Here is a 25,724-nt window from a genome sequence, read left to right as displayed (position 1 = left end):
AAGCTCGGGACGAACCGTCGGCTGCCGTCGGGCGCGGTCCGCCACGTCTCCGCGAGACCGTTCAGCGATCGAACGTCAGCGAGTTCCTCGGGGGTACTCATGCCGGCTGTGGCGGTGCCAGCAGGGTGCCACGGATGACGGATCCGTGAAAGGTGCGAAGGGCAACGGTGATCCATGCGGCGACGAGGCCGGCGTAGTAGATGACGGCGAGGACGGCAACGACGGTCAGGCCTGAGTGCAGGGCGAGCCCGTTCAGGCCGGTGACGCAGGTCCCGACGGGGAACGTGAAGGACCACCAAGTCAGGCTGAACGGCAAGTGTTCGCGGGCAGTGCGGATGGTGATCGCGAGGGCGATGACGGTCCACAGCAGCGCGAAGCCGAGCATCGCGAACCCGTACACCAGCGCCACGACCAGCAGGGCATGCGCGGTACTCGCATCGACAACGGTGGGGGCGTTCGATGCGAGGAGGTTCACCGCGGTGATCGACTGTCCGACCGGCCCGAGGACGATCCACAGAGTCGGGACCATGCCGGCGGCCCCGACCTTGTGCTGCGCGAGACGGTTCCAGATCAGCGTGATCACGACCAGCGACGTGATGAGGCTGAGGCCGAAGAAGCCGTAGCAGGACCACAGCAGCGTCTCCCGCGCCTGCCCGGCGGGGGCGTACGGCAGCAGGAGCGCACCGGTGGAGGCGGACACCATCGGCGGGACGATCGGCATCAGCCAGCCGCCGAACGCGGAGTCGGGCTTGTTCTCGTGGCGGGTGAACGCCAGGTACGGCACGAGCACTGCCGTGAGCAGTCCTCCGATGGTGCCGATGGTCCACAGGACCCAGTCGATGGTGACGGCGGCGGGCAGGCCGACCCAGTCCTTGCCGAGCAGGAGTGTCCCGGCGCCGACGGTGAGGAACGCCATCGGTGGTGCGCCGTAGAAGTGCGAGATCACCGGGTTGAGCTGGTGCCCGGCTGCAGTGCTCCGGTAGCGGATCCAGTGCAGCACCGTCGCGGTCGTGAGGGCGACGAGGAGCACCGCGGCGATCGCCCACACGACCGTCGCCGCGAGGCGCAGCCCGGGGAACTGCAGCGGCAGTGACGCAGCTGCGACAGCGACGATCCCCGTGCCCATGATCGACGCGAACCAGTTCGGTGTGAGATTCGACACGATCAGGCCTGGCCGCTCCAGGTCACGGAACAACGCCGTCTGCGGCCGTTGGGGCAGCTGGCTACCGTTCGCGGGTGCAGGGTCCGTGCGGAGCGTTGTCATGGGCCAAGCCTGCGCGAATCCTGCCTCTGGCGGTACCCGGAACCTCTTGGCAGGGCACAATCAATGATTGTGGCACTACGGCGACTCACGGACCGAACCCTCGACCTCGACACACTCGACGTGCTCGCACGCGTCGCCGAGACCGGCTCCCTCTCCGCTGCCGCTGGAGCGCTCGGCGTCACGCAACAGGCAGTGTCTGCTCGGATCCGGGTCGCCGAGCGCATGGTCGGTCACTTGTTGGTGCACCGCTCGACCACGGGGTCGGTGCTGACCGAGACCGGCAGGCTCGTCGTCGGGCTGGCCGGACCGGTCCTCGACGCGTCTCGCCACCTCGAAGCAGGAGTGGCTGCGCTGCGGACTCCCACGGGTTCGCTCGTCGTCGCAGCGTCACAGACGATCGCGGAGCTGCTGCTGCCGGGCTGGCTGCTCGAATTCCGCCGCCGCGAACCCGACGTGCGGGTGCGCCTGATCGCGGGCAACTCCGCCGCGGTGACGGACCTCGTGCAGTCGGGTGGCGCGAACCTCGGGTTCACGGAGACCCCGGTGACGGCGGCAGGTGTGTCCGCGCAGGTGATCGCGGACGATGAGCTCGCGGTCGTCGTTGCGCCGGAACATCCCTGGGCTCGGTCGACCGGGATCACTGCGGAGGTCCTGGCGGCGACGGCTCTGCTCCTGCGGGAAGAAGGTTCCGGAACTCGCGCGACCCTCGCCGCATGGCTCAGGGAGGCCGGTTTGAGCATGTCGGTTCCGGCCGCGGTGCTGGAGACCACGAGCATCATCCGGGCGAACGCGCAGGCTGGAATTGCACCGGCGGTGATGAGCCTTCGCACGGTCGCCGCCGACATCAACGACGGGTCGCTGGTGCGGGTCCCGCTCGCTGGGCCGCCACTTGCCCGGCCGTTGCGGGCGATCTGGTCGGGAGAGCCTCAGCCAGCTGGTTCTGCTTTCCTGCGCGTCGCCCACGAGGTGACCGGTCGGGGTCAGCGCAGCCCGTAGGGCAGCTCCGGATTGTTCTCCGCGATCTCGGTGAGCCGGTTGTACTTGGCGACGCGTTCTCCGCGGGCGGGTGCGCCGGACTTGATCTGTCCGGTTCCGGTGCCGACGACGAGGTCCGCGATGAACGTGTCGGTGGTCTCGCCGGACCGGTGCGACACCATGCTCCGCATCCCGAGCGAGCGTGCGACGCCGATCGCGTCGAGGGTCTGGGAGACGGTGCCGATCTGGTTCGGCTTGATGAGCGCCGCGTTCGAGAGCCCGTCCTTCCCACCGTCGCGGATGCGCTGCGGATCGGTGACGTAGAGATCATCGCCGACGATCTGGAGCATGTCGCCGAGCGCGAACGACATCGCCTTCCAGCCGCCGTGGTCATCTTCGGAGAAGCCGTCTTCGATGCTCCGGATCGGATACCGGCTGATGAGGTCGCGGTAGTAGTCGACCATGCCTGCGCGGTCGAGCCGGCGGTCCACGACCCGGTAGCTACCGTCACCGAGCGCGAACTCGTTCGCCGCCGGGTCGAGTGCGATCGCGACGGTGTCCACGCCGGGCTCGTAACCGGCGGCACTGATCGCGGCGACGAGGAGGTCGAGGGCCTCCTCGGGCGCGGCGATCGACGGGGCGAAGCCGCCTTCGTCCCCGAGACCGAGACTGCCGAACCGTTCCCGGACCAGTGCCGCCAGCGCGTGGTAGACGTCCGATCCGATCCGAACCGCGTCGGTCATGGTCTCGGCGTTCACCGGGGCGATCATGAACTCCTGGAAGTCGAGCGCGTTCGCTGCGTGCGCTCCGCCGTTGAGCACGTTGAAGTGCGGGACGGGCAGGCGGGGCGTGCTGCCGGTGACGTCTGCGATCCAACGCCAGAGCGGCAGCTCCGCTGCGGCGGCGAGAGCGCGTGCCATCGCGATCGAGGTCGCGACGACACTGTTCGCGCCGAGCCGGCGGTGGTTCGGGGTGCCGTCGAGGGCAGCGAGGGCGGCGTCGGCCTGCCCGATCGAGGTCCACGACTGGCCGGTGATCATCGGTGCGACGTCCGTCGTGATGAGGTGCAGTGCCTGGCTCACGTCGCGGCCGCCGTAGCTGCTGCCGCCGTCGCGAAGCTCGACAGCCTCATGCGCGCCAGTGGATGCGCCTGCGGGGGCGTCACCGGTGACGACGGTGCCGTCCTCGAGCTCGAGACGCACCTGGATCGTCGGGTAGCCGCGGGAGTCGAGGATCCGGGAGCCGTGCAGGCTGCTGATGGTGACGGGGCGGCTGGTGTGGGTCACGTACTCGCCCTGATGGTGGGTGGTGTGGTGGACGTTGCTGATGTAGTCGTTCACGGCGGTTGTCGCCTTTCGGGTTGGTCGTGCGGGTGTGGGCCGCGGGGAGGCGGAGGGACGACCTCCTGGCGATCACTGGGCGCCAGTTGCCTCCCCACGGCGGTTCAGGGCGCGCACTGGATGGTGTCGGGTGCGCGGGTGCCGGTCAGGGGTGCGGGGTGAACCGTTCCTGTGCGGCGCGGATGATGGCTTCGGCGTCGACACGGTTCGCCCACCCGTTGGTGGTGACGTGCTTGCCGTGCTCGATCTCCTTGTAGTGGGCGAAGAAGTGCTCGATCTCCGCCAGGACCGGCTCGGCGACGTCGGAGATGTCCTGGACGTGGTCGAAGCGGACGTCTCCGGCGGGGACGGTGAGGATCTTGTCATCGCCGCCGTTCTCGTCGACCATGCGGAGCATCCCGACCGGGCGGACGTCGATGACGACGCCGGGGAACGTGGGCCGGGGCAGCAGCACGAGCGCGTCGAGGGGGTCGCCGTCATCGCCGAGAGTGTCGTCGATCGAGCCGTAGTCCTGCGGGAACACCATGCTGGTGAACACCGCCCGGTCCAGGCGGATCCGTCCGGTGGCGTGGTCGACCTCGTACTTGTTGCCGCTGCCGCGGGGGATCTCGATCGTGATGTCGAAGTGCATGAGCTGTTCGTCTCCCAGTCGGATGGTCAAGTGAGGGTGCCGAGGGTGACGCCCCCGGCGGCTGCGGCGACGGAGACGACGAGCATCCCGAGCCCGTTCACGGCAGCCGCGGTGGTGCGGCCAGTGCGTGCGAGGCGGACGGTCTCGAAGCTGGCGGTGCTGAACGTGGTGTAGCCACCCATGAGCCCTGTTCCGAGCACCGCGACGGGGGTGGCGCCGAGGTGACCGGCGGCGCCGGTGATCAAGCCCAGCAGGAACGAGCCGGTGATGTTGATCGTCAGCGTCCCGACCGGGAGCCGGAACTGCCGACCCCGGTTGATCGCACCATCCACGAAGAACCGTGCGGCCGCGCCGACACCGCCAGCGACCGCGACGCTGAGGAAGGCCAGGGCGCTCATGATGTGGCCCCGTTCGGTCGGACCAAACCCGCGATCGCGAGGCCGCTACCGGTGGCGATCGCGCCGGCGAGGACCGTCAGGAGCGCGTACCCGGTGCCGGCCAACCCGCGGCCAGCGAGGAACAACACCGCGGTGCTGGTCGCGAGGGTGCTGTAGGTGGTGAACCCGCCGAGGACACCGGTTCCCAGAAGCAGGCGCAGTGTCCGGCGGCGACCCTCGTCAGGTCCGCGATGCGCGAGGTGTTCCAGCAGCACACCCAGTAGGAGCGCGCCGGCGATGTTGATCCAGAAGATCGCCCAGGACACCTCCTGCTGAGCGGGGAACGCGGTGCTGAGTCCGTCGCGTGCGGCGGTACCGATGGCGCCGCCGAGTGCGACGACACCGAGGTACCGCCACCGCAGATGCACTGGCCGGTCGATACGTTCCGGGTCGTTGGCGTCGATGTCTGGGTCGGGCGGGAGCTGCCCATCGGGCAGCTGCGTGTCCGTTCGGGAGGTCATGTTCCACCTTCCGCAGCGACCGCTGCCGCTGCTGCTCGTGCTGCCGGATGCAGGTACTCCCCACCCCGCGGACAGAACCCACCGTCGCCGTCGAACCGGTAGATCAGGGGTTCGCCCGTGGGGAGGTTCAGGTCCGCGAGCTCACCGTCAGTTAGGCCGTCCATGCAGGCACACAGTGCCCGCAGTGAGTTGCCGTGCGCGACGACGAGCACTGTCTGCCCGTCGCGGAGTGCCGGGGTGATGCTGTGCGACAGGACGGGTTGGACCCGGCGGATGACGTCGGAGAGTGTTTCGGTTCGACGAAGTGCCGCCCACGGCAGTCCACGAAGCGCCGGCGTCCGCCGGAGCGCCAGCCACGCGCGGATCGACATGCGTGGTGGCCGTCCCGTGCGGGTCCGACGAACAGCGAAGAACTGCTCCGCCCCCAACGCCGCTTGCGCATTCTGCTTGGACATGCCGGTGAGGGCGCAGTAGTTCCGCTCGTTCAACCGCCACGTCGACTCGATCGGCGCATCACGTCCGAGGACGTCGGTGACGAGCTCCGCCGTGTGGAGCGCCCGCTCGAGCGTCGACGTGAGCACGAGGTCCGGTCGGATGCCGGCATGCAGAAGTAGCAACCCAGCCCGATTCGCTTCGGCGCTGCCCTGTTCGGTCAGCGCGACGTCTCGCAAGCCGGTGAAGGTACCGGCAGCGTTCGCAGTGCTCTGTCCGTGGCGGAGCAGAACAAGCTGGCCGGTCACGGGGTGTCCCACGGCAGTGGGGCATCGAACCCGACCGGATCAACGGGCACTACGAGCACTGAACGGTGCTGCTGATGGGTCAGCCGTACCGCGACCGACCCCGTGAAGAACTCCGCGATTCGACCCGCTCCCGTCCTGGCCCCGACGACCAGCATCGCCGCGTCGCGGTCTTCGGCCACCTGCGACAGTGCCCGGCTCGGATCCCCGACACCCGGGACGAACGTGACGTCGACGCCGTAGGTCGTTGCGGCAGCACGTACTGCCGCCTTGTCACTGTCCGACAAGCCCTGCGGTGTCGTGTCAGCGGTGTCAGGGTCGATCGGTTCCACCATCACCGACCCGTCCGAGCGCGTACCGGCATCGAAGAGCGATGCATCCACGCTGACGCACACCAGCGTCGTACCGAAGCGCCGCGCGATAGACGACGCAACCTCGATGACCCCCGGAGCGAGGCCGGGCAGGACGCCGACGACGACCGGTCCGGAACCGATTGGTGCTGTCATGACACTCCCTACCTCAGGCGCGCAGAAGCGCGACCAGCTGAGATAGGGACTGTTGTCGACAACTGTCGAGGTTGGGTCCGGCAAGCCCCACTACCGGGTCCGAAGACACCACCATTATGCACCCGAACCCCAAGTCACGCGGGCCGTCTCGCGCACCCGCGACGTCCCGACACCGAAGGAAGCGATTCCGACGACACGGAGCGAAGCTGCCCACACCCTCGCAGATGCGGAAGAGGCGGACACGACCGGGTCACTTCGTTCCTTCATCGCCGACCGGTCGATGCGACTCATCACGCTCGGACAGTTCCTCATCGGTCCCGCAATGGTGTTGCCGAACGTCGCGTTCAGCGTTCTGTTCGTCGAGCAGTGGGGCATGTCCCCAGCGGTCGCGCCCGTCCAGTTCGCTGTCGCTACGGGCCTGTGCGCGTTGCTCCAGACCTCCGTGACCCGCTGGGTTGCTGGTCAGCAGCGTGGAACGCTCATCGCGCTCTGTGCAGTCTTGACTGCCGCGACCGCAGCACCGCTCATCGTTCTTCCTCCGCTGCACGGGCTGGCGGCGTGGTCCTTCGTCATCGTGGTCGCGATCCTGCTGGCAGCTGCGGACATGATCTACCTCCCGGCCGCCAACGCGGTCATGGCCGAAGCTCCACACCCTCGAATCCGCGGCCGAGCGATCGGGGTGTTCCAGACCGCGAGCTCGATCGGCATGGCACTGTTCCCGCTCACTCTCGGACTCTTGGACTCGCGCACGCCCTGGCTGCTCTGGCTCATCGCCACGGGTGTGTTCCTCGCCGCCGCCTGGGCTTGGCACAGAGCGGTCCGGGGTTTGCCGGGACGCGTACAAGTCGCCGAGCCGACCGACATCGACGCTTGAACAGTGTCTTGGGCGAACTGTCTTGCTCGCAGCGTCGCGGTCTGCCAGCGTTGGCGCATGGGCGAGGACGCGACCACGCTGCGTGGAGTGCTCGGGTTCCGCCCGTACTGGTCCGCTGCGACCGTCTCATCGTTCGGATCAGCAGTCAGCGCGGTCGCCGTACCGGTTCTCGTGGTGACCGTGCTGCACGCCAGCCCGTTCGAGGTGGGGCTGGTGAACGCTGCCCAGTTCCTCCCGTACGCGTTGTTCGGGCTGATCGTCGGCGCGTACGTCGATCGATTCCGGCGCAAGCCACTCCTGATCTGGGCGAGTGTCGGTCGTGGCGTGTGCCTGGGCGCGATCCCGGTGCTCTGGTTCACCGGGCTCTTGAACCTCTGGGTGACGGCGGCGGCGTTGTTCGTGTTCGGCATCCTGTCCGTCATCGGATTCGCCGCGACGCAGTCCCTCCTCCCTCGAATCGTCCCTCGCCCGCTCCTCCTGGCGGCGAATGCGCGGGTCGACCAGAGTGATGCGGCAGCGCAGACGGTGGGCCCGGCTCTCGGAGGTGTCCTGGTCAGCATCGTGACCGCGCCGGTCGCGATCGCCCTCGACGCGGTGAGCTACTTCATCGACGCCGTCCTCATCGCGCGCGTCCGCGTCATCGAGCAGACGCCAGCGCGCACGGCGGGTGCGCGGTTGCGGAGCGACATCGCCGACGGTCTGCGGTGGACGTACGGTCATGCGACGCTCGCACCGCTGGCGCTGTCGACACATCTCTGGTTCCTCGCCAACGCCGCCGGACTGACGGTGTTCGCGACACTCGCGCTCCGCACCTTCGCGCTCCCAGCGGCCGTGTACGGGGGCATCCTCGCCGTCAGCGGTGTCGCGATGCTCCTCGGCGCCACCGCTGCGCCGCGCCTCGGTACCCGCTTCGGTGCCGGCCGGACGATCATCGCCGCTCGAGCCGCGTACCCGATCGCCTGGGCCGCCGTCACGCTCACGACGGTCGGCACCGGCACCGCAGGAACACCGGCGACTGTCGCGGTGTTGTTCGTCGCCTTCGCCGTGCACGGCGCTGCAGCGGGCTGCGAGAACGCGAACGAGATGAGTCTCCGCCAGACCGTCACACCCGACGCGCTGCTCGGTCGGATGAACGGCACGATGCGCAGCGCGAACAGGACCGTCGCGGCTGCAGGAGCAGTGGGCGGCGGCGCGCTCATGACCGTCGCTGGAGATGGCGTCGCGCTGCTCGCGGTGACGCTCGTGTTCGCCGGCGCCGTCGTCGTGGCGATGTGCTCACCACTCAGGACGATCGCAGTTCGGTAACGGGGAGCTCGAGCACCACACCGCGTTCATCCGCCGCATGGTCGGTGCAGCGTCGGACGCTGCGGATCGGCTCCGCGGGTGAGACCCCGCGGACACTCGGCTGAACGGTCAGGCTGGTGCACCCTGGCGGCTCACGGACCGCTTCGACACTCACTCGCTCCCCGGAACGCGCTCGGCGCTCAAGCGGGGGAAGAGCTGCTCGGCGGCTGTTCGGTGCACCTCGCCCAGTCGTTCTGCGCCGGGGCCGTCGTAGGTGTCCAGGTCGTGGTCGAAGCGGGCGCTCCAATCGGGGTGCGCGTAGGGGAAGTCGCTGCCGTAGAGGACATGGCCGGGTTCCGCGAACGCCAGCAGTGACGGCAGCGAGGCGGGAGACGCGGACAGTGCGGTGTCGAAGTAGAACTTCCGGAGGCCCGCCTGGATGCTCTCCGGCGTGGTGTCGGGGTTGAACATCGCGGCGGCGCTGAATCGACTGGCTGCGTACGGCAGGAACCCGCCGGCGTGGGAGAGGATGACGCGGAGGTTCGGGTACCGGTCGAACACGCCGTGCGCGACGAGGTCCACGGCGGTGCGGGTGGTGTCGAACGGGAAGTCCAGCAATGCAGTCGGCATCCCTGGCAGCTGGGTGATCGGTGGTGCGGTGGGGTGCACGAAGACCACGGCCGAGCGCGCGGCGAGTTCTGCCCAGAGCGGCTCGTACGCGGGGTCGCCGAGGTACCGTCCGTGCGCGTTCGACAGCAGGAGCACCCCGTCGGCGTGGAGTTCGTCGAGTGCTCGCACAGCCTCGGCGACGGCACCATCGAAGTCCGGCAGCGGCAGCACCGCGAAGTGCCCGAACCGGTCCGGCGCCTCACGGACCAGCTCGGCCTGGTAGTCGTTCAGTTCGCGGGCGAGTTCCCGCGCCGCGGCGTCGTCACCGAAGTGCACGCCGGGTGCGCTGATCGAGAGCATTCCGGTCTCGATCCCCGCCTTGTCCATCATCTCGATCGCCGCTCGGGGGCTCCACTCCGGCATCAGCCAGCCACCGATGGCCCGAGGCCCTCGTCGCGGTGCGGTCCCGCCGCTTCCACCCCACGGGTCCCACTGCGCGGACCCTCCGGTCGCAGCCGGCGCATCCCCCGGGGCGCCAGCCCCCATCGCTTTCGATCCTGCCGCTGCCAGCGCCTCGAAGTAGCGGGGCGGGAGCAGGTGCTGGTGGACATCGATCTTTCCTGGCATGGTGCAGTCCTCCGATCGTCCTCAGCAATGAGGGCTGGTTGTCGTGTGCAGGAGTGGGTGCCTCGAGGGATCCCCGCCCGTCGAGGACCCCTGTTGCATTCAGGGCGTTGGGGTCAACGGCAGCAAGGCCGCGTTGGGCGTGTCTGCAGCGGCCTCGAGGTGGGAGCCCGAGGGTCCGGCCGTCTGGCGGGGATCGCGCTCGGAGCGGAGGCCGCCCTTCGGTCGAGCCGCGGCTTCGCGTCGGTTCCGGATGAGCATCGCCGTCAGCGTGAGCAGGATGCCTGCCACGGCCCAGATGCTCAGCCGGATGATCGGGGCGGCGACCGCGGCGCCGTCGAAGTACTGGACGGACCGCAGCAGGTCGAGCGCGTCGCCCTGTGGGAAGACGTAGTAGAGCGTCTGGAAGAAGTCGTTGAGGACGTGGATCCCGAGCGGGCCACCGGACGACGTGTTCCCGAGGATCACCAGGGCGAGCGTCATCACCAGAGCCGCGATGGTTCCGCCGAGTGCTGCGACGCCCGTGACCGCTCCCCCGATGGCGAGTCCGGTCAGCCAGAGGGTCCCGAACACGGCCCAGGGGCCGACGGTCACCGCTCCGAGTGCGGAGTCGATCCACAGGGTGATCAGTCCGGCGAGGAGACCGGTGTAGAGCACGAGGACGATGCTGCGCTCGATGAACTTCGCCGCCGTGTCGACAGTGCCGAGGATGCGTCCGAACACCGTCGCACCGAGGGCGGCCCCCAGGCCGGCGAAGAGGATCGCGTAGAACTCGATCGATCCGACCGGGTCCTGCTTCGGCAGGGGTGCGAGGTCTGCGGCCGTGTTGGTGGTCCGCAGTTTCGCTGCGATCGAGTCACCGATACCGGAGATCGCCTGTCCGAGGCCACGGCCGCCGCCGCTGGCGATGTAGGTGGTGACGCCGGCGCCCTTCCCCGGTGCAGGCAACACGACAGCGCCGTCGACGTCGCGGTCGAGCACCGCGGTCCGCGCCTGCTGCTCAGAGGCCACGACGGTGAGGTCCAGCGATCCTTGCTGCTCGAGCGCGACGATCGCGTCAGCGTCGCCGGTGACCGCGAGGTGCACGTTGTTCGGCGTCGGGTCGCCGAACGCGCTCGAGTAGCTCGTCAGCATCGCCATCGCGAGGAGCAGGATCGCGATCCCGCCGAGGATCACGTTCCGGTAGCGATGAGCCGATCCCGGCCCTTCGGAGTTCAGCGTTCCGCCCGCGACCGCCGCTTCGAAGGCCGGGTGCTGCGGGCCGTCTCGCCGGTCCGGTGCGGGTTCGGTCACGTGCGTCATGGTGTCCTTTACAGTTGTCCAGTAGATGACGAACGTACATCAGAGCGCTCAGGCTGGCAAGATGGACGCATGACGGAGGGAACGCCCACGGCGGCACTCGCGAGCCAGCGGGTGGACCCGCGCATCACCCGCACCCGCGCCGCCCTGATCCGGGCGTTGACCGCACTCGTGTCCGAGGCGCCGAAGGGCGAGACGATCTCGATGAGTGCAGTGGCGCAGCGAGCTGGCTTGAGCAGGCAGGCGCTCCACAACCACTACAGCAACGTCGGTGACCTCGCGACAGATGTCTGGATCAGTCGACTCCTCGAAGACCATCTTCCCCTCGACGAGGGCGCGGCGAACCTCGCGCAGGCCCTCACCGACGCCGTTCGCGAACGCGGGATCGAACCGCTGCTCACCGCAGGACGATCGGATCGGGAGTTCTTCGACAAGCTCCGTGCCATCCCGCGCGGCGAGCGGGTCACCGAGGTGCTGGCTTCGGCGATGACGACGTGGCTGACGGAGTCCGATTGCGATGGCCCCCGACCGGTAGTCGCACTCAGCGGGGACGCCCGCACCTTCACGATCGGCGGCATGATCGCGCTGGTGTCGACGTGGCAGATGGCCGACGCACCGCCGAGCACCGCGCAGCAGGTCGCCACGCTCCGCACGTTCGCAGCCGCGGCAGCCGGTGCCCGCACCGACTGACGTGCAGAGCGCCACCATGCAGAGTTCGCGGCAGCCACCCGTCCAGGCCGGCCGGCCCGGACGGGTGTGTCGTCAGCCGTCGTAGGCGACGTAGTGCAGTTCGGCGTCCCGCCGCTCGTCATGGAGCTTCACGTACGACTGCGCGATGACCGCGGGCTCCGCATCCGGTCGCCCACCTCCGATCAGGGCGGTGATCGCGACGAAACCGACGTAGACACCCTTCTCCGCGACGGCGGCACCGAGGTTGAGGATCCAGTTCCGGAGCCCTGCGGCTGCGATGTTGACGTTCCCGCGGACCGGAGTCCGGGCGAGCGCACCACCACCGGTCGTCACGAGGACCGTGCCTGTGCCCGCGGCGATCATGTCGGGCAGCACCGCACCGACGGCCGCGATGGCGCCACCGAGGTAGAAGTCGATCTGTGGCTGCAGGTTGTCCATCGTCACGTCCACGGCATCGACCGACTCCAGTGCCCGATCCGCCGGCGAGTACTCGAGGACGTCGATCGGACCGAGCGACTCCCGGATCGACCGGAGTGCGCCTCGGATCGTGTCGGGCTCGCTGACGTCGGCGGTGAACCCGCGAGCCTGGATGCCCTCCGCGACGAGCGCACTCGCCAGGGCATCCACCTTCGCCTGGCTGCGGGCAACGAGCGCGACGTCGAAGCCCTTCTTCCCGAAGGCGCGAGCGATCTCGAGACCCAGTCCGGGTCCCGCGCCGATGATGGTGATGAGGGGCATGATGTGTCCTTTCGTGGCCCACCGCCGGGCCCTGCAAGCTGGTGCGGTAAGTTGAGAACGTCCTCAAATCCACTGCAGCATATGTTGAGACCGCCCTCAAGATCCTCCGGAGTCGCTGTGAGCACCCCACCCCGTCTGCGTCGAGACGCGCAGGCGAACCTCCAGAAGCTGCGCGCCGCCGCCATCGCCGTGTTCTCGCAGCGAGGGTTGTCCGCTCCCCTGGAGGACATCGCCCGGGAAGCCGGCGTGAGCATCGGCACGCTCTACAACCGCGTCGGATCGCGCGAAGAACTCATCGACGCCGTCGTGCCCGACATCGCAGGGGCAAAACTCAAGACCCTGCGAGACCGGACACTGTCGCAGGACAGTCCCCGTTCCCAGTTGGAGACCTTCATCGCCGAGATGATCGACCTCCAACGAAGCGACCCGGCCATGAACGACGCAATGCTGCGGCGCTACCCGGACGCCGTGCTCCTCATCAACGCTTGCGAACGATCCATGGCGCTCGGCGCCGAACTCGTCGCCAACGCACACAGCGCCGGAGTGCTCGCCGAGGACTTCACCGCCGACGACCTGATGGCCGTCCTGTGGCTGGCCGGGATGGCCAGCCACGACCCTGCAGCCCCGGAAGGATGGCGTCACGTCGTGGACCGGAGCGTGTCCGCAGCCTGGCTTGCCTGAGGGTCATGCCACGGCGATCGTCACGGAGTACCACTGACCCACCGGGCAGCCGCCCCGTGTCGCGCGAAGCCGATCGCACCCTGACCGTTCACCTGATTGCCGACGGGAGCGCCCCGATCTGCCCGAGGATGCTGAGCACGTCCGGCTGGCCGACCTCGTCGACGATCAGTCCCTCGTCGAAACGGTAGAAGTTGCTCGCGTTCGCGACCACCGTCCTCCCCGTAGCGGGGACACCGAGGAACTCGCCGTCGTGCGTGCCGCGCAGTTCGAAACGTGCTGCGACTTCGTCGCCCTCGACGACGATCCGGTCGGTGCTCCACTGGATGTCGGAGAACGCGCCCCGCATGATCGTCAGGATCTGCATGTACCCCGGCAGCCCGCGCAGCGGCTCGGGCGAGAACGGCGTCAAGAACGCCGCTTCGGGTGCGATGACCGTCTCACCGATGGACGGGTCGGCGCTGTTGATGAAGTCGACGAATCGCAGGAAGGAGAGGCGTGTGTCTGTGGTCATGGGCAACTACTTTACATAGCAAGTAGATGCCGTAGAGTCGAAGCATGAGCACGGACCTCGCACCCCTCCCTGGAATCGACGCCCCGGATGACCGGGCTGGGCGAGCGGCGCGTCTGCGGGAGTACTTCGCCGCGCTGGTGCGGCACGAGACCGACGTGTGGAACGCGGTCGAGAAGCGGATGCGGGGCGAGGGCGTGCTGAGCCTGGCCCGACTGGAGGTGTTGCGGATCGTCCAGGCAGCCCCATCGGGCGCCCGGGTGCAGGACGTCGCGACCGGCGTCGGGACGTCGATCGCTGCAGCCAGTCGCTTGCTCGACCGGCTCGCCGCCGATGGTTTCCTCGAACGTTCCACGGACCCGGACGATCGGCGCAGTGTCCGGAGCGTGCTCTCGCCCCAGGGGAGAGACGCCTTCGCCCTCGCGGACGAGCGGTTCGACCAAGCGCTGGACGCCGTGCTCTCGGATGCCGATGCCGCGGCGATCGCAGACGGCATCGCGGCACTCGAGCGCCTGCAGTCGACGTTGGAGGCAAGGCGATGACGGCGACCATGCGGGCCGTCGTGATCGACGCACCCGGTGGCCCCGACGTGTTGCACCTCCGTGAGCTGCCGGTCCCGATCCCAGGCCCGGGCCAGGTGCTGATCCGTGTGGAAGCGTTCGGGCTCAACCGGTCCGAGCTGCACTTCCGCCGCGGCATGGGCCATTCCGGGACCTTCCCACGGGTGCCCGGGATCGAAGCCGTCGGGACCGTGGAGGCAGCCCCAGGTGGAGAGTTCCCCGCCGGTACCCAAGTAGCCGGACTGATGGGCGGGATGGGTCGCGACTTCGACGGGGGCTACGCCGAGTACACCGTCGTTCCGGCCAGCAGCGTCGTGCCGTTCCGGAGCAGCCTCGACTGGTCCGTGCTCGGCGCCGTCCCCGAGGTGCTGCAGACCGCGCACGGGTCGCTCACAGTGGGCGTCGGTGCCCGCCGGGGCGACACGATCCTGATCCGCGGTGGCACGTCGTCGATCGGCCTGGCGTGCATCGTGCTGGCGAAGCAGCAGGGCATGACCGTCCTCGCCACCACTCGCAACCCTGACCGCACCGAGCGACTGCACACCACTGGTGCGGACCACGTCGTGGTGGACACGGGCAGGATCGCCGACACGGTCCGTCGAATCGTGCCGCACGGCGTCAACGGAGCGGTCGAGCTGATCGGCACCGACACGCTGCCCGACACACTCCGGGCGACAGCCGTCCACGGCACCGTGTCGTTCAGCGGGATGCTCTCCGACGTCTGGACCATCCCCGACTTCTACCCGATGGCGGTGATCCCCAACGGGGTGCGCCTCACCGCGTACTCCGGCGAAGCGAGCGACCTGCCGGCATCGGTACTGCAGGCGTTCCTCGACACCGTCGCAGCCGGCACCGTGCAGGTCCCGATCGCGAAGGTGTACGCGCTCGAGGAGATCGTTCAAGCCCACCGCGATATGGAGGACGGGACCCGGTCAGGCAAGCTCGTCGTCACCATCCGATGATGGGTACGGGTTCTCCGGAACCCCGCTCTCGGGGTGGAACCCGTTCGTCCTCGACAAGGGCGCCAGCCAGTGCAAGTCAGGAAGGTCGGATGTCTCCTCGCAGCTACAAGATCACCTTGGCCATCCTCGGCCTGGTCAGTCTCTTGCTCGTGCCGTTCTTGGTGCAGGGCGCCCTGCCGGCGATGTACGGCACGGTCGCACTCGTCGTTGTCGTCGCCTGGCTGCTCTACGGCGTCGTCAGCTCGAAGCTGACCCGACGATCCGGGCCCAGCTAGGCAGGTCCCACGGCGCTGCCGTGTCCGGCAGCACCGTCCGGTCACCCCCAGGTCAAGGGCTGTTCACCCGCTGCCGCTACCTCTGCTTGTCGGACCGCCGCCCGAGGGTCCCGATTCCGGAGGACCCATGAACACCCGCACCGCACTGTCCTGCATCGCCGTCGCTGCCCTCGCCTCGCTGATGCTCGGAGCACCGGCACACGCCGACGAGGCCAGCTTCTACAGCAGCAAGCAGCCCTACATCGCCCCCACCCAGTCGGACATCGACGCCTACTCGCCGGCACCGACGGGCTACGCACCCGTCGCCACGGAGTCGGTCGCCCGACACGGATCCCGGGGGCTCTCCGCGTACAAGTACGACGCGCTGCTGCACCGTCTCGCCGCGACCGCGCAGGCCGAGAACGGGTTCCTGACGCCGGAGATCGGGAAGGAGTTCTCCGCGAACCTCGATGCCATCACCGCGGCGAACGTCGCGAACGGCTACGGCATGCTCACCGGTCAGGGCGCCGCCCAGCACCAGGGCATCGGAGCGCGAGCCGCGCAGCGCAACAAGCAGCTGTTCGCAGCTGCGGCGAAGACGCGCGGGCGAGTGGTCGCCGAGACCTCGGGTGAGTCTCGCGCCGCGGAGTCGGGCGAGAACTTCTTGCGGGGCTTCGGGGCCGCGGGCGTCGAGCTCGAACCGCGACCTGATCTGCTCTACTTCCACGACGTCGAGAACCCGGACGGCACCGACAAGGCCGAGGGGTCGCCCGAGCGCGAGCGCGCCCAGGCGTACGAGGACTACGTCGCCGCACAGACCGGTGACGGCGGCACGATCGCGGCGGCCTTGCAGTACATCGAGGCGAAGCCGCGATCGGTCGAAGCGGCGCAGGACCTGCTCTCCGGCATCTTCACGCCCGGGTTCATCGCCGCGATCGGCACGGACAAGGCGCACACCTGGTACAACACCGCCGATGGTTCCAAGGGCGGCGCGGTGGCGTGCGCGCCCGGCGCCGACACGAAGGCCGATCCCGATGCCTGCGGCGATCCGAAGAAGTCGATCAAGAGCACCGTCGATGCGGCGATGTCGCTCTACAACCTGTACATCATCGCGGCCGACATGCAACAGGAGAACGTCGCTCCGCACGTGTTCGACTTCGCCCAGTACTTCGCTGGCCGGCCGGCCGATGCCGAGTGGTTCGCGTACCTGCTCGACGCCGAGGACTTCTACGAGAAGGGCCCGAGCCTCGCCGGGCACGACGAGACCTACTCGATCGCCGAGCCCCTGCTCGACGACTTCTTCGCCACGATCGACGCCCGCATCGCCGGCGGCGACGTGGTCGCGACCTTCCGCTTCGCGCACGCCGAGACGATCATCCCGTTCGCTGCGCTGCTGCGTCTGCCGGGTTCCACCGTCGCCGCGCCCGACAACGCTGCTCCGGCATCCGACGCCGACGTCTACGGGTACGCCACCAACCCGTGGCGAGGCTCCCAGGTGACGCCGATGGCGGCGAACGTGCAGTGGGACGTCGTGTCACGAGCGGGCATCGACCCCGCCACCGGAGCGGCCTACACGCCGCTCGTGCGCATGCTCTACAACGAGCGGGAGATCGCGTTCGCCTCCGGATGCCGTGCGGTCGCCGCAGGGTCGAACTGGGTGAAGGAGACCGAGCTCAAGCACTGCCTGACCGGCACCGCGATGACCGAGAGCCCCCTGATCGCTGCAGCCACGCCAGGACCAACCGCGACGCCCACTGCGGAGCCCGCGCCGACCCCGACCGTGACACCGGCGACCCAGGGTGCCGGCACACCGACGGCCCCGGCGACGGCGACGGGAACGCTGGCCGCGACCGGAGCGGAGTCGCCTGTCGGACCGGCGTTGCTCGCGACGCTGCTCCTCCTGGCCGGCGCCGGGACGCTGGTGCTGCGTCGCCGGCGTCGCCTGCGACCCACCGAGTGACACCGACGCGGATCCGCGGCTTCTCGAGATGACCAGCCGGTACCGGCGCGCCGCGCCAGCGGGGTGACGGACGGACTGGAGGCACGGCGCCACCTGGCACCGCGCCTCCAGTCCGTCAGCGTCTCGAGTCCACGGCCGCGGACGACGCGACCACGCCGCTCACCAAGGCGGCGCAAGCCGCGAAACGAGCCGACCCCCGGCTGCCCCTTCCTCCGAAGCCGTCCTGGTCGTATGGTTTACAGCGTTGTAAACGGGCCGCCGCAGGGACGGCCCGCTGGTCACGGCCGTTGCACGGCCCGATGGACGACGACGTCCACGAGGAGCACCCACTTGCGCCCCATCTCCTTCCGATCCCGAGGGCTGCGTCGTGCGCTGTCGTCGGGCATCGTCGCTGCGACCGCCCTCGGCATGCTCGGGATCGCCGCGATCCCGGCCGCCGCGGACCCCGCAGCCGACCGCACCGTCGTCTCGGGCCAGGCCCGGTTCGAGGTGCTCTCCCCCACCCTGATCCGCACCGAGTACGCGGGTGACTCGCAGTTCGCCGACGGCAGCACCTTCAACGTCATCGGCCGCGACGAATTCGCACCCACGACGTTCACGAAGACCGAGCGGGACGGCTGGCTGACCCTCGACACGGGCGCGATGACGGTCCGGTACAAGGAGGGCTCGGGGGCCTTCACGCAGGACACCCTGCAGACCACCGTGACCACGGCGTCCGGGCAGCGGGTCACCGGCACGCCGTGGGTGTCGACGCCGACCCCCTCGTGCACGATCGGGTCGCTCTGCGAGGCCGAGACGCTCGGGCTCACCGGCCTGTCCCTCGCGACGGACCACGCGGGCTTCACCGGGGCCGGGTTCGCCGCGGGCTTCGAGTCCGTCGGCAACGCGATGACCTTCACGACCACGGCGGCACGTGCCGGCTCGTACGACCTCGCCCTGCGCTACGCGAACTCGCAGGGCGGCGACGGCCAGGTCGCCACCCGCACCCTCAGCGTGAGGGTCGACGGCGGTGCCGCGAAGACGATCCGGCTCGCACCCGGCGCGAACTGGGACGACTGGAAGACCACCGCTGCCACGACGCTCGACCTGACGGCGGGAGAGCACCGCGTGCGCATCGAACGCACCGCGGACGACTCCGGCCGGGTGAACGTCGACAGCCTGGCCCTGGTCGGCACCGGCGCCGCCTACCCGGCACCGTCGACCACGGTCACCGGCGAGGACTGCGCGTTCGGCACCGTGTGCCAGGCCGAGGACTCGGCACGCACCGCTCCGGCGACGACCGCCACGAACCACAACGGCTTCGCCGGGGACGGCTTCGTCGCCGGGTTCGAGCGTGCCGGGGCGCACCTGACGACCCACGTCACCGGGGTGCCGGCCGCGGGCGACTACGCCCTGCAGGTCCGCTACGCCAACGGCTCCGCCGGGGCGCCGACGCTCACCGCGGCCCCGACCGGTCAGCAGTCGACCACTGCACCGCTCCCGAAGACGAGCGGCTGGGACTACTGGAACACCGCCACCGTCCCGGTGCACCTGGCCGCCGGTACGAACGACGTCGTGATCGGGTGCCCGACCGTGGCGAACAACTGCAACGTGAACTTCGACACCGTCGCCGTGGTCGACACCGCGTCGCCGGTCCTCGCCGCACATGCACCGCTCGGCGGGTACCGACGCGACCTCGACACCGCCGACGGATCGGTGAAGACGAACCCGGGTCTGCTCTACCAGGACGGCTGGTCACTTCTCGACGACAGCGCCTCGGCACTGTACGACCAGGCGACCGACACCGTCACCCCCGCCGCCGACCACGGCGGCGAGCGCTACCAGGACGGCTACGTCTTCGGGTACGGCAGCGACTACCGTCACGCCCTGCAGGAACTCGCCGTCCTGACCGGTCCGACGAAGCTGCTCCCCCGCTGGGCGTACGGCGTCTGGTACTCCGAGTACTACGACCGCTCGCAGGCCGACTACCTGGCGATCGCGAAGCAGTTCGACGACGAGGACGTCCCCGTCGACGTCATGGCGATCGACACCGACTACAAGATCGGCAGCCCCACCAACCAGGGTGACAGCAAGTGGAACGGCTGGTCGGTCGACCCGTCCCGGATCTCGGACATGACCGGCCTGCTGGCCGACTGGCACGCCGAGGGCATCCACAACACCCTCAACATCCACCCGTCGATCTCGAGCCAGGACCCGCAGTTCGCGAAGGCCCAGGCCACCGCGAAGGGCAAGCTCACGAAGGGCGACGGCGACCGGTACCTGTTCGACTGGTCCGACCCCGACCAGCTCAAGGCCTACTTCGACCTGCACACCTCGCTGCAGCCGAAGGGCGTCGACATGTGGTGGCTCGACTGGTGCTGCAGCGAGAACTCGAAGTACTCCGCGAACGGCGTCACCCCCGACGTGTTCATCAACCAGCAGTACGCGGAGTACACGAACCAGGCGCTCGGCGGCCGGGGGCTCGCGTTCTCGCGGGCGTACGGCTCGCTGACGGCCGGTGGCTACGGCAACCCGCAGGCGGTCCCGACCGGCCCGTGGGCGGACAAGCGCACGACCGTGCACTTCACCGGCGACACCACGTCGTCGTGGGACATGCTCCTCGCCGAGGTCGGCTACACCCCCGGTGAGTCCGCCGCGACCGGCCTGGCCTCGGTCAGCCACGACATCGGTGGCCACAACGGTGCGCAGTACGGCATCGAGGGCGCCGAGGAGGGCACGACCCAGCTGCCCGAGGACCTCTACGCCCGCTGGGTGCAGCTCGGCACCTTCCAGCCGATCGACCGCCTGCACAGCAACCACAGCGACCGTCTGCCGTGGCAGTACCCGGCCGCTGCCGAGGCGTCGGCGAAGCGGTTCCTGAACCTCCGCGAGGCCCTGGTCCCCCTGACCTACACGCTCGCCGCCCAGGCCACCGAGACGGGCACCCCGATCCTGCAGCCGCTCTACCTGCAGTACCCCGAGGCGCAGGAGTCCTACGCCCAGGCCGGCTCCGAGTACCTGTACGGCCCGGACGTGCTCGTCGCCCCGGTCACCACCGCGAACGACGACTCCGGCAAGGCGACCCGCTCCGTCTGGTTCCCGGCCGGCAGCTCGTGGACCGACTGGTTCACCGGTGAGACGCACGCCGGAGGCACCACCGCCGACGTGACGACCGACCTGAATAGCATGCCGGTGTTCGTGAAGAGCGGCGGTATCGTCCCCACCCGCTCGGAGCAGGTGCAGAACGACGCCGCCCCGCTCGACGCCGTCACCCTGACGGTGGCGACCGGCGCGAACGGCTCGTTCGACCTGCACGAAGACGCCGGCGAGGACAGCGCCGCTGACGGCACCGCGAAGTCGAGCGCGATGACCACGGCCACAGCGTCCGCGAAGGCCGCGGCGGGCAGCGCCTCCACCGCCGTCCGCTACACGCAGCAGGCGACCGGCGGCTCGCTCGCCATCGCCCCCGCCGACGGCTCCTTCGCCGGCCAGGTGCAGGACCGCTCGTGGACGGCGACGTTCACGAACGCGGACCGCCCCCGCACCGTCACCATCGACGGCCGGGTGATCGCGGACACCGCCTGGACCTACGACGCCGACAGCCGCACCATCAGCGTGCCGGTCGACGAACGGTCCGTGACGGAGCGAACGGTCGTCGCCTTCACCAGCAAGGCCGCGGCGACCCCGGTCCTGCGGGTCGAGTCGCCTCGGGTGGACGCGGGCGACACGCAGACCGTGACCGGCGCCGGGTTCCCGGCGGACACCGACGTGGCTCTGGCAACCGCGCCACGCATCGGTGGTGCCACCGCGCACACCGACGCGAGTGGTGCGTTCTCGGCCGACCTGCGGGTGCCGAGCACAGCGTCCGGTCGGGTGGCCGTCACCGCATCGGTCGACGCTGTGGCGCTGGCTCGGACCGCCTTCACCGTGGTGGCTGCGGCTGCTCCGACGCCGACCACCTCGCCGGGTGCGGGCACGCCGGGCAGCGGCGCTCCGACGCCGGGTGACAGCGGATCCGGTGCACCGGGCGCGGCAGCGCCGGGCAACGGCGGCGCGGATGCGGGCAGCGACCCGGGCGACGCACTGGCCTGGACGGGCGCGAACCTGCTCCCCCTCGGGCTGTTGGCGGCGGCACTGCTCGCGGCCGGTGGACTCGTGTGGACGCTGCGGAGCCGGCGACGCCGGGCGCGTGTCTGAGCCCGCCTGAGCGGTCACCCGTCACGAGCGGATGACGGACGGACGGGAGGTGGGCCCCACCAGCCGGTACCGGCGCACCGCGCCAGCGGGGTGACGGCCGAGCCTGGAGGCCCGGTGCCAGCTGGCACCGGGCCTCCAGTCCATCCGTGGTCGCTCTGCGGGTCCCGATCACGCGTCCGCAGGACGGGCGCGACTACGACACGCTCCTAGGCAAAACCTCCGACGTCTGACATGTTAACGGCTGGTGACGCGCACCGTCCGAGGCGTGAGGAGAGGACGTGACGAAACAACAGATCACGGCGATCGCGGGCCTGCTGCTGCTGGCCATGCTGTTGACGGTCTTGATCGGGGTGTTCGACGCTCGCCGACGTGTCGTCGCGGCGGAGGGCAACGATCTTCGCTCCGGCCAGAGCGCGTGGGTGACCGCGACGATCGACGAACTCATGCGTGCTCGGAGCGCGTTCGAACCGGGGACGAAGGTGTTCGTGGGTCTGGACGGTGACGTCCGCGCCGTCGTGGTCCTGTCCGGACAGTGGACAGACGTTCCGCTGCACGACGGGCACGCCCTGACCGGACGTCCCGGCGAGGCCCTCGTCGGCGCTGCCGTCGACGTCCGCGGCGAGGACATCACCGTCGATGGCATGACGTACGAGGTGGTGGGGCGACTCGGCGTTCGGGCCGACAGCCTGCTGTCCGACGATGTGGTCCTCGCTGATCCGTCGCGGTTCTCGGCGTCACCAGAGCGACTGCTCCTGGACGGCCCGAGCAGCGCCCGCCACTACAGCGCACAGTTCCCCGGCAGGAGCGTCGAGGTCATCGACGACGGCACGAACCGCAGGACGAACGTCGACGCCGTGTCGCCCATCCTGGTCGCGCTCGGTTCCCTCGTCGTCGTGCTCATCGCCGTGGTCGCCGGGCTGCAAGCTGGACGATGGGAACTCCGCGCTGCCGCCGTCCGCTTCACCACGGGGATCCGACCGCTGACCACCTTTCGCAGCGCTGCCATCCGAGTCGGCGTGATCAGCACCGCCGCCTGTACGACCGCCCTCGCGGGCGCGGCGGTCGTCAGGCAGAGCACCATCCTCGACCTCGACCTCGACGTCACCGCCGCAGTCGTCGCGGTCGGAATCGTCGTGCTCGCCGTGTCCGTCACTTCGCTCTGGCAGGGAACCCGACGATGGAACTGCTGAACGACCTCCGGTCCAACTGGGCGATCATCGTCGCCAAGATCGTCCTGCTCGTGCTGCTCGCACTCTGTTGGTACAACGTGGCGTCGTTCACCCAGTCCACCTCGCAGGCCGTGGCCCAGGGCCTGTCCGCTGATGCCGATGTCGACCTCTACACGGTGGTCGACGATCTCGACCCCGATGCTTTCGAAGCGATCCGGCGAGACCAGCACGCGCTCGACGACGTCGCCTCGTTCGTCGACCGCGTCGATGACGAGCCCGGATTCAACTTCATCTCCTCGTACGACCAGCCCGCCACCGTCCAGGACTTCCGCGGCGACGACCGCTTCGACGTCGGTTACGGCACCGAGTACACACTCAAGGGGAAGTACCAGGACGAGTCCGGCCGCAGCGTTCAGGACATCAAGTCCATCCAGCTCAACGAGAACGCGTACGAGTTCGCGGGGCTCTCCGTGCAGGACGGCGTGCCGATCGATTGGGACGCTGTCGACTGGGGATCCGGCCGGATCCCGGTGCTGCTCGGCAACGAGTACCGCGGCGTGTACGAGCTCGGAGAGCGACTCACCGGAGCGGTCATCCTGCAGGAGCAGGAGCTCGAAGTCGTCGGTTTCCTCGAACCGAACAGCGCCGTGTACTTCCGCGGTGAAGCCACCCACTACCTCGATGACACCGTCATCGTGCCCTACCCGCCGACACTCGCCGGACTCGACCGAGCAGCACTCGACCGGTTGGATCCCGAGCTGTTCGGGCGCCTGGTGTTCCAGGTGCTCAACGCCGACCTCGCCGTCGATCCCAGCCTCGATTTCGCAGGCGTCGTCGCGCGTCTCGACGCGATCGGGGACGACACCGGCTTCCGGTCGTACACGTTGCTCGGAGTACCGACCTACCTCGTGCAGCTCTCCCTCGTTCGCCAGCTCATCCAGGACAACCTGGTGCTCGTCACCGCGCTGCTCGTCGTCCTCACCGCGGGCGTGGGCATCATCACGGCGTTCCTCCACCGGCTCCTGCATCACCGTCGAGCGCCAGTGGCGCGGGTGCACCATCTCCTCGGGAGGAGCCCGGATGCCACGAACCGACTGTTCCGCGCAAGCCGACTGACCGAGTACACCGCCGCGCTCGGGCTGTTCCTCGCGACCAGCGCGCTGCTCCCCAACGACAGTGCGATGGCTCGACTCGGAGCCGGCACCGCCCTGCTCCTCTGGTGCGTGGCAGACGGCGCACTCGGCCGACGAGCCGTCCGCATCGAACTGACCACCCAACCCCGAAGAGGTACCCCACGATGATCGTGCTGCGCGACGTCTCGAAGACCATCACCGAGCCCGACGGATCGACCCGACCACTGTTCGACCGGCTCGACTTCGACCTTCGCGAAGACGATCACTCGGTCGCGATCACCGGGCGGAGCGGATCCGGCAAGAGCACGCTGCTCCGGATCCTCGCCGGCCTCGACACCGACTTCGGCGGGACCTACGAGCACGACGGGCACGTGCTCGAGCGCACGGCACGGAGGATGGCGGCACACCGACTGCGACACATCGGCATCGTCACCCAGGACCACAGCCTCCTCGGCGACCGCAGCGTGCTCGACAACGTCCGGCTCGGCGTTCCTGCTCGCACAGAGTCCGCTGACCGAGCACATGAGGCTCTCGAGGCGGTCGGCATCAGTCACCTCGCTGGCAAGCGCCCACGACGACTGTCAGGAGGAGAAGCGCAGCGCGTCGCGATCGCGCGAGCCATCGCGAAGCGCCCCGCCGTCGTCCTCGCCGATGAGCCCACCGGCGCACTGGACGAGACGACCGAAGACGACGTGCTCGCCCTCTTCGACCGGCTGCAGCAAGCAGGAACCAAGTTCGTGATCGTCACCCACAGTGAGCGCGTCGCACAGCGATGCGGGCGTCGACTCCACCTGGAACATGAACAACTCATCGAGTGCAGTACTTGACGGAACCAGAAGCGAAAGGGAGGGAGGTGGGCCCCACCAGCCGGTACCGGCGCACCGCGCCAACGGGGTGACGGCCGTGCCTGGAGGTGGGCCCCACCAGCCAGTACCGGCGCACCGCGCCAGCGGGGTGACGGCCGTGCCTGGAGGGACGGTGCCAGCTGGCACCGGGCCTCCCGTCCGTCAGGGGTTGCGCTGCAGAGCCCCGATCACGCGTCCGCGGTGCGGTCGCGTGCGTCCTGACGGATCGCGGAACGCGAGCACCTGCGGCGGTCGACGCTCGTTGGTCCTCCGCAGCAGCTCAGCGTCACTAGGCTTCTCCGGATGTCTTCCAACCCGTTCGGCGAAGTCCCCGTCCTGCCGGTTGCCGTTCCCTCCGGTGTCGTCGTGTTCGTCGTCCAGCTGGCGCTCCTGCTCAGGGGACGGCGCTTCACGTGGCCGCGTGTTGCCGTCGCCGCCGCAATCGCCGTCTGCGCCGCGGGGATCCTCGCGAACACGGTCTTCCCGATCTTCCTTCACCCGACCTCGAGCGACGAGCCGTGGGCACCGGCGCTGGCGCTGATCCCGTTCCACGACTACGAGCTCGCGGACGCGCTCACCAACGTGGCGGTGTTCGTGCCACTGGGCGTCCTCCTGCAGCTCCTCATGCGGCGTCCGCGGTGGTGGAAGGCGCTGCTCACCTCCGCGGCCGTCAGCCTGACGATCGAGCTCCTGCAACTCGCCGCGCAGAAGCTGTTCTCCGGTGGTCACGTCGCTGACGTCAACGACTTCATCTGGAACACCCTCGGTGGAGTCATCGGCTACGCGATCATCGTGTTGCTGACACGTGTCCCGATCGTCGCCGCGCTCGTGAACCGGTTCCGCTGACGCTCGACCGCCGGGGCAGCACGCACCGCATGAACTGCCAAGCGCCGTGCGCTAGCGGATCCACCCGGGGCAAGGTCTTGCCCCCGCCCGCAAAAGTGGATAGGGCAAACTTTCAATTCAGGGGCGGAAGGAGAAATCTGGTAGCCGATCCGCCTCCGGAC

The 25,724-nt window shown here is 69.2% G+C and carries 25 protein-coding genes; 14 read left to right on the top strand and 11 right to left on the bottom strand.

What is annotated here, in order from left to right; all coding sequences use genetic code 11:
• Positions 1–97 precede the first annotated feature (97 nt).
• Entirely contained in the window at positions 98–1,162 is a 1,065-nt protein-coding gene (locus ACZZ9K_RS16700; protein ID WP_240614499.1) for a TDT family transporter, read from the bottom strand.
• A gap of 165 nt (positions 1,163–1,327) precedes the next feature.
• On the opposite strand from ACZZ9K_RS16700, the gene ACZZ9K_RS16695 reads away from it, so the two are divergent.
• Entirely contained in the window at positions 1,328–2,260 is a 933-nt protein-coding gene (locus ACZZ9K_RS16695) for a LysR family transcriptional regulator (RefSeq protein WP_208385475.1), read from the top strand.
• Here the strand turns inward: ACZZ9K_RS16695 and eno are convergent.
• The 6 genes from eno to ACZZ9K_RS16665 form a co-directional block, all read right to left on the bottom strand.
• The gene (eno, locus tag ACZZ9K_RS16690) at positions 2,245–3,579 is read right to left on the bottom strand and encodes a phosphopyruvate hydratase (RefSeq protein ID WP_083393829.1); all 1,335 of its coding nucleotides are present in this window, start codon (positions 3,577–3,579) and stop codon (positions 2,245–2,247) included. The two genes, ACZZ9K_RS16695 and eno, sit on opposite strands and share 16 nt — an antisense overlap.
• A 145-nt stretch (positions 3,580–3,724) precedes the next feature.
• Entirely contained in the window at positions 3,725–4,210 is a 486-nt protein-coding gene (locus tag ACZZ9K_RS16685) for an inorganic diphosphatase (protein WP_055960822.1), read from the bottom strand.
• Positions 4,211–4,236: 26 nt separating this feature from the next.
• Positions 4,237–4,608, bottom strand: coding sequence for a fluoride efflux transporter FluC (locus ACZZ9K_RS16680; RefSeq protein ID WP_055960823.1), 372 nt, complete (start codon positions 4,606–4,608; stop codon positions 4,237–4,239).
• On the bottom strand, positions 4,605–5,015 hold the full coding sequence (locus ACZZ9K_RS16675) for a CrcB family protein (protein ID WP_055962328.1): 411 nt from the start codon (positions 5,013–5,015) through the stop codon (positions 4,605–4,607). The genes ACZZ9K_RS16680 and ACZZ9K_RS16675 overlap by 4 nt, the downstream gene beginning before the upstream one ends.
• A gap of 89 nt (positions 5,016–5,104) precedes the next feature.
• Positions 5,105–5,848, bottom strand: coding sequence for a 2,3-bisphosphoglycerate-dependent phosphoglycerate mutase (locus ACZZ9K_RS16670; protein WP_463444631.1), 744 nt, complete (start codon positions 5,846–5,848; stop codon positions 5,105–5,107).
• Positions 5,845–6,351: a universal stress protein gene (locus ACZZ9K_RS16665; RefSeq protein ID WP_060915497.1), complete on the bottom strand. Its 507-nt coding sequence runs from the start codon at positions 6,349–6,351 to the stop codon at positions 5,845–5,847. The genes ACZZ9K_RS16670 and ACZZ9K_RS16665 overlap by 4 nt, the downstream gene beginning before the upstream one ends.
• A gap of 280 nt (positions 6,352–6,631) precedes the next feature.
• Here ACZZ9K_RS16665 and ACZZ9K_RS16660 point away from each other — a divergent pair, with 280 nt between their 5' ends.
• Both ACZZ9K_RS16660 and ACZZ9K_RS16655 read left to right on the top strand, forming a co-directional pair.
• The gene (locus ACZZ9K_RS16660) at positions 6,632–7,225 is read left to right on the top strand and encodes an MFS transporter (protein ID WP_463444630.1); all 594 of its coding nucleotides are present in this window, start codon (positions 6,632–6,634) and stop codon (positions 7,223–7,225) included.
• A gap of 57 nt (positions 7,226–7,282) precedes the next feature.
• The gene (locus tag ACZZ9K_RS16655) at positions 7,283–8,530 is read left to right on the top strand and encodes an MFS transporter (RefSeq protein ID WP_214520782.1); all 1,248 of its coding nucleotides are present in this window, start codon (positions 7,283–7,285) and stop codon (positions 8,528–8,530) included.
• 150 nt (positions 8,531–8,680) lie between these two features.
• Here ACZZ9K_RS16655 and ACZZ9K_RS16650 read toward each other — a convergent pair whose 3' ends face one another.
• The gene (locus tag ACZZ9K_RS16650; RefSeq protein WP_463444629.1) at positions 8,681–9,745 is read right to left on the bottom strand and encodes an amidohydrolase family protein; all 1,065 of its coding nucleotides are present in this window, start codon (positions 9,743–9,745) and stop codon (positions 8,681–8,683) included.
• Positions 9,746–9,844: 99 nt separating this feature from the next.
• The gene (locus tag ACZZ9K_RS16645) at positions 9,845–11,035 is read right to left on the bottom strand and encodes an ABC transporter permease (RefSeq protein ID WP_463444768.1); all 1,191 of its coding nucleotides are present in this window, start codon (positions 11,033–11,035) and stop codon (positions 9,845–9,847) included.
• Between the two features lie 78 nt (positions 11,036–11,113).
• On the opposite strand from ACZZ9K_RS16645, the gene ACZZ9K_RS16640 reads away from it, so the two are divergent.
• On the top strand, positions 11,114–11,731 hold the full coding sequence (locus ACZZ9K_RS16640) for a TetR/AcrR family transcriptional regulator (RefSeq protein WP_017885862.1): 618 nt from the start codon (positions 11,114–11,116) through the stop codon (positions 11,729–11,731).
• A gap of 72 nt (positions 11,732–11,803) precedes the next feature.
• On the opposite strand, the gene ACZZ9K_RS16635 is transcribed toward ACZZ9K_RS16640, so the two are convergent.
• Complete coding sequence (locus ACZZ9K_RS16635) at positions 11,804–12,469, bottom strand: SDR family NAD(P)-dependent oxidoreductase (protein WP_017885863.1); 666 nt, start codon at positions 12,467–12,469, stop codon at positions 11,804–11,806.
• A gap of 117 nt (positions 12,470–12,586) precedes the next feature.
• Between ACZZ9K_RS16635 and ACZZ9K_RS16630 the strand changes: the two genes are divergently transcribed.
• A complete protein-coding gene (locus ACZZ9K_RS16630; RefSeq protein WP_052481587.1) occupies positions 12,587–13,150 on the top strand; it encodes a TetR/AcrR family transcriptional regulator in 564 nt (187 codons plus the stop codon).
• A gap of 88 nt (positions 13,151–13,238) precedes the next feature.
• On the opposite strand, the gene ACZZ9K_RS16625 is transcribed toward ACZZ9K_RS16630, so the two are convergent.
• The gene (locus ACZZ9K_RS16625; RefSeq protein WP_056071192.1) at positions 13,239–13,661 is read right to left on the bottom strand and encodes an ester cyclase; all 423 of its coding nucleotides are present in this window, start codon (positions 13,659–13,661) and stop codon (positions 13,239–13,241) included.
• A 44-nt stretch (positions 13,662–13,705) separates the two neighbouring features.
• On the opposite strand from ACZZ9K_RS16625, the gene ACZZ9K_RS16620 reads away from it, so the two are divergent.
• From ACZZ9K_RS16620 to ACZZ9K_RS16580, 9 genes are all read left to right on the top strand, one after another.
• Positions 13,706–14,200: a MarR family transcriptional regulator gene (locus ACZZ9K_RS16620; RefSeq protein ID WP_042536897.1), complete on the top strand. Its 495-nt coding sequence runs from the start codon at positions 13,706–13,708 to the stop codon at positions 14,198–14,200.
• Positions 14,197–15,180 (top strand): zinc-binding alcohol dehydrogenase family protein, encoded by a 984-nt coding sequence (locus ACZZ9K_RS16615; RefSeq protein WP_463444628.1) that lies wholly within the window; start codon positions 14,197–14,199, stop codon positions 15,178–15,180. The genes ACZZ9K_RS16620 and ACZZ9K_RS16615 overlap by 4 nt, the downstream gene beginning before the upstream one ends.
• Positions 15,181–15,269: 89 nt before the next feature.
• Positions 15,270–15,455, top strand: a complete 186-nt coding sequence (locus tag ACZZ9K_RS16610; RefSeq protein ID WP_214520786.1) for a hypothetical protein — start codon at positions 15,270–15,272, stop codon at positions 15,453–15,455.
• A 127-nt stretch (positions 15,456–15,582) separates the two neighbouring features.
• Complete coding sequence (locus ACZZ9K_RS16605; RefSeq protein WP_463444627.1) at positions 15,583–17,394, top strand: histidine-type phosphatase; 1,812 nt, start codon at positions 15,583–15,585, stop codon at positions 17,392–17,394.
• Positions 17,395–17,724: 330 nt separating this feature from the next.
• A complete protein-coding gene (locus ACZZ9K_RS16600) occupies positions 17,725–21,570 on the top strand; it encodes a TIM-barrel domain-containing protein (RefSeq protein WP_463444626.1) in 3,846 nt (1,281 codons plus the stop codon).
• Positions 21,571–21,848: 278 nt separating this feature from the next.
• Positions 21,849–22,760 (top strand): hypothetical protein, encoded by a 912-nt coding sequence (locus tag ACZZ9K_RS16595; RefSeq protein ID WP_463444625.1) that lies wholly within the window; start codon positions 21,849–21,851, stop codon positions 22,758–22,760.
• Positions 22,748–24,040 carry a hypothetical protein gene (locus ACZZ9K_RS16590; protein ID WP_463444624.1) on the top strand — a complete coding sequence of 431 codons (1,293 nt, stop codon included), beginning with the start codon at positions 22,748–22,750 and terminating at the stop codon, positions 24,038–24,040. The genes ACZZ9K_RS16595 and ACZZ9K_RS16590 overlap by 13 nt, the downstream gene beginning before the upstream one ends.
• A complete protein-coding gene (locus ACZZ9K_RS16585) occupies positions 24,037–24,699 on the top strand; it encodes an ABC transporter ATP-binding protein (protein ID WP_463444623.1) in 663 nt (220 codons plus the stop codon). Before ACZZ9K_RS16590 ends, ACZZ9K_RS16585 begins: the two co-directional genes overlap by 4 nt.
• 321 nt (positions 24,700–25,020) lie before the next feature.
• Positions 25,021–25,563 carry a VanZ family protein gene (locus ACZZ9K_RS16580; RefSeq protein ID WP_463444622.1) on the top strand — a complete coding sequence of 181 codons (543 nt, stop codon included), beginning with the start codon at positions 25,021–25,023 and terminating at the stop codon, positions 25,561–25,563.
• Positions 25,564–25,724 lie beyond the last annotated feature (161 nt).

This window comes from Curtobacterium sp. AC268 (assembly GCF_979258745.1).
This window is presented reverse-complemented; position numbering and strand designations above follow the sequence as displayed.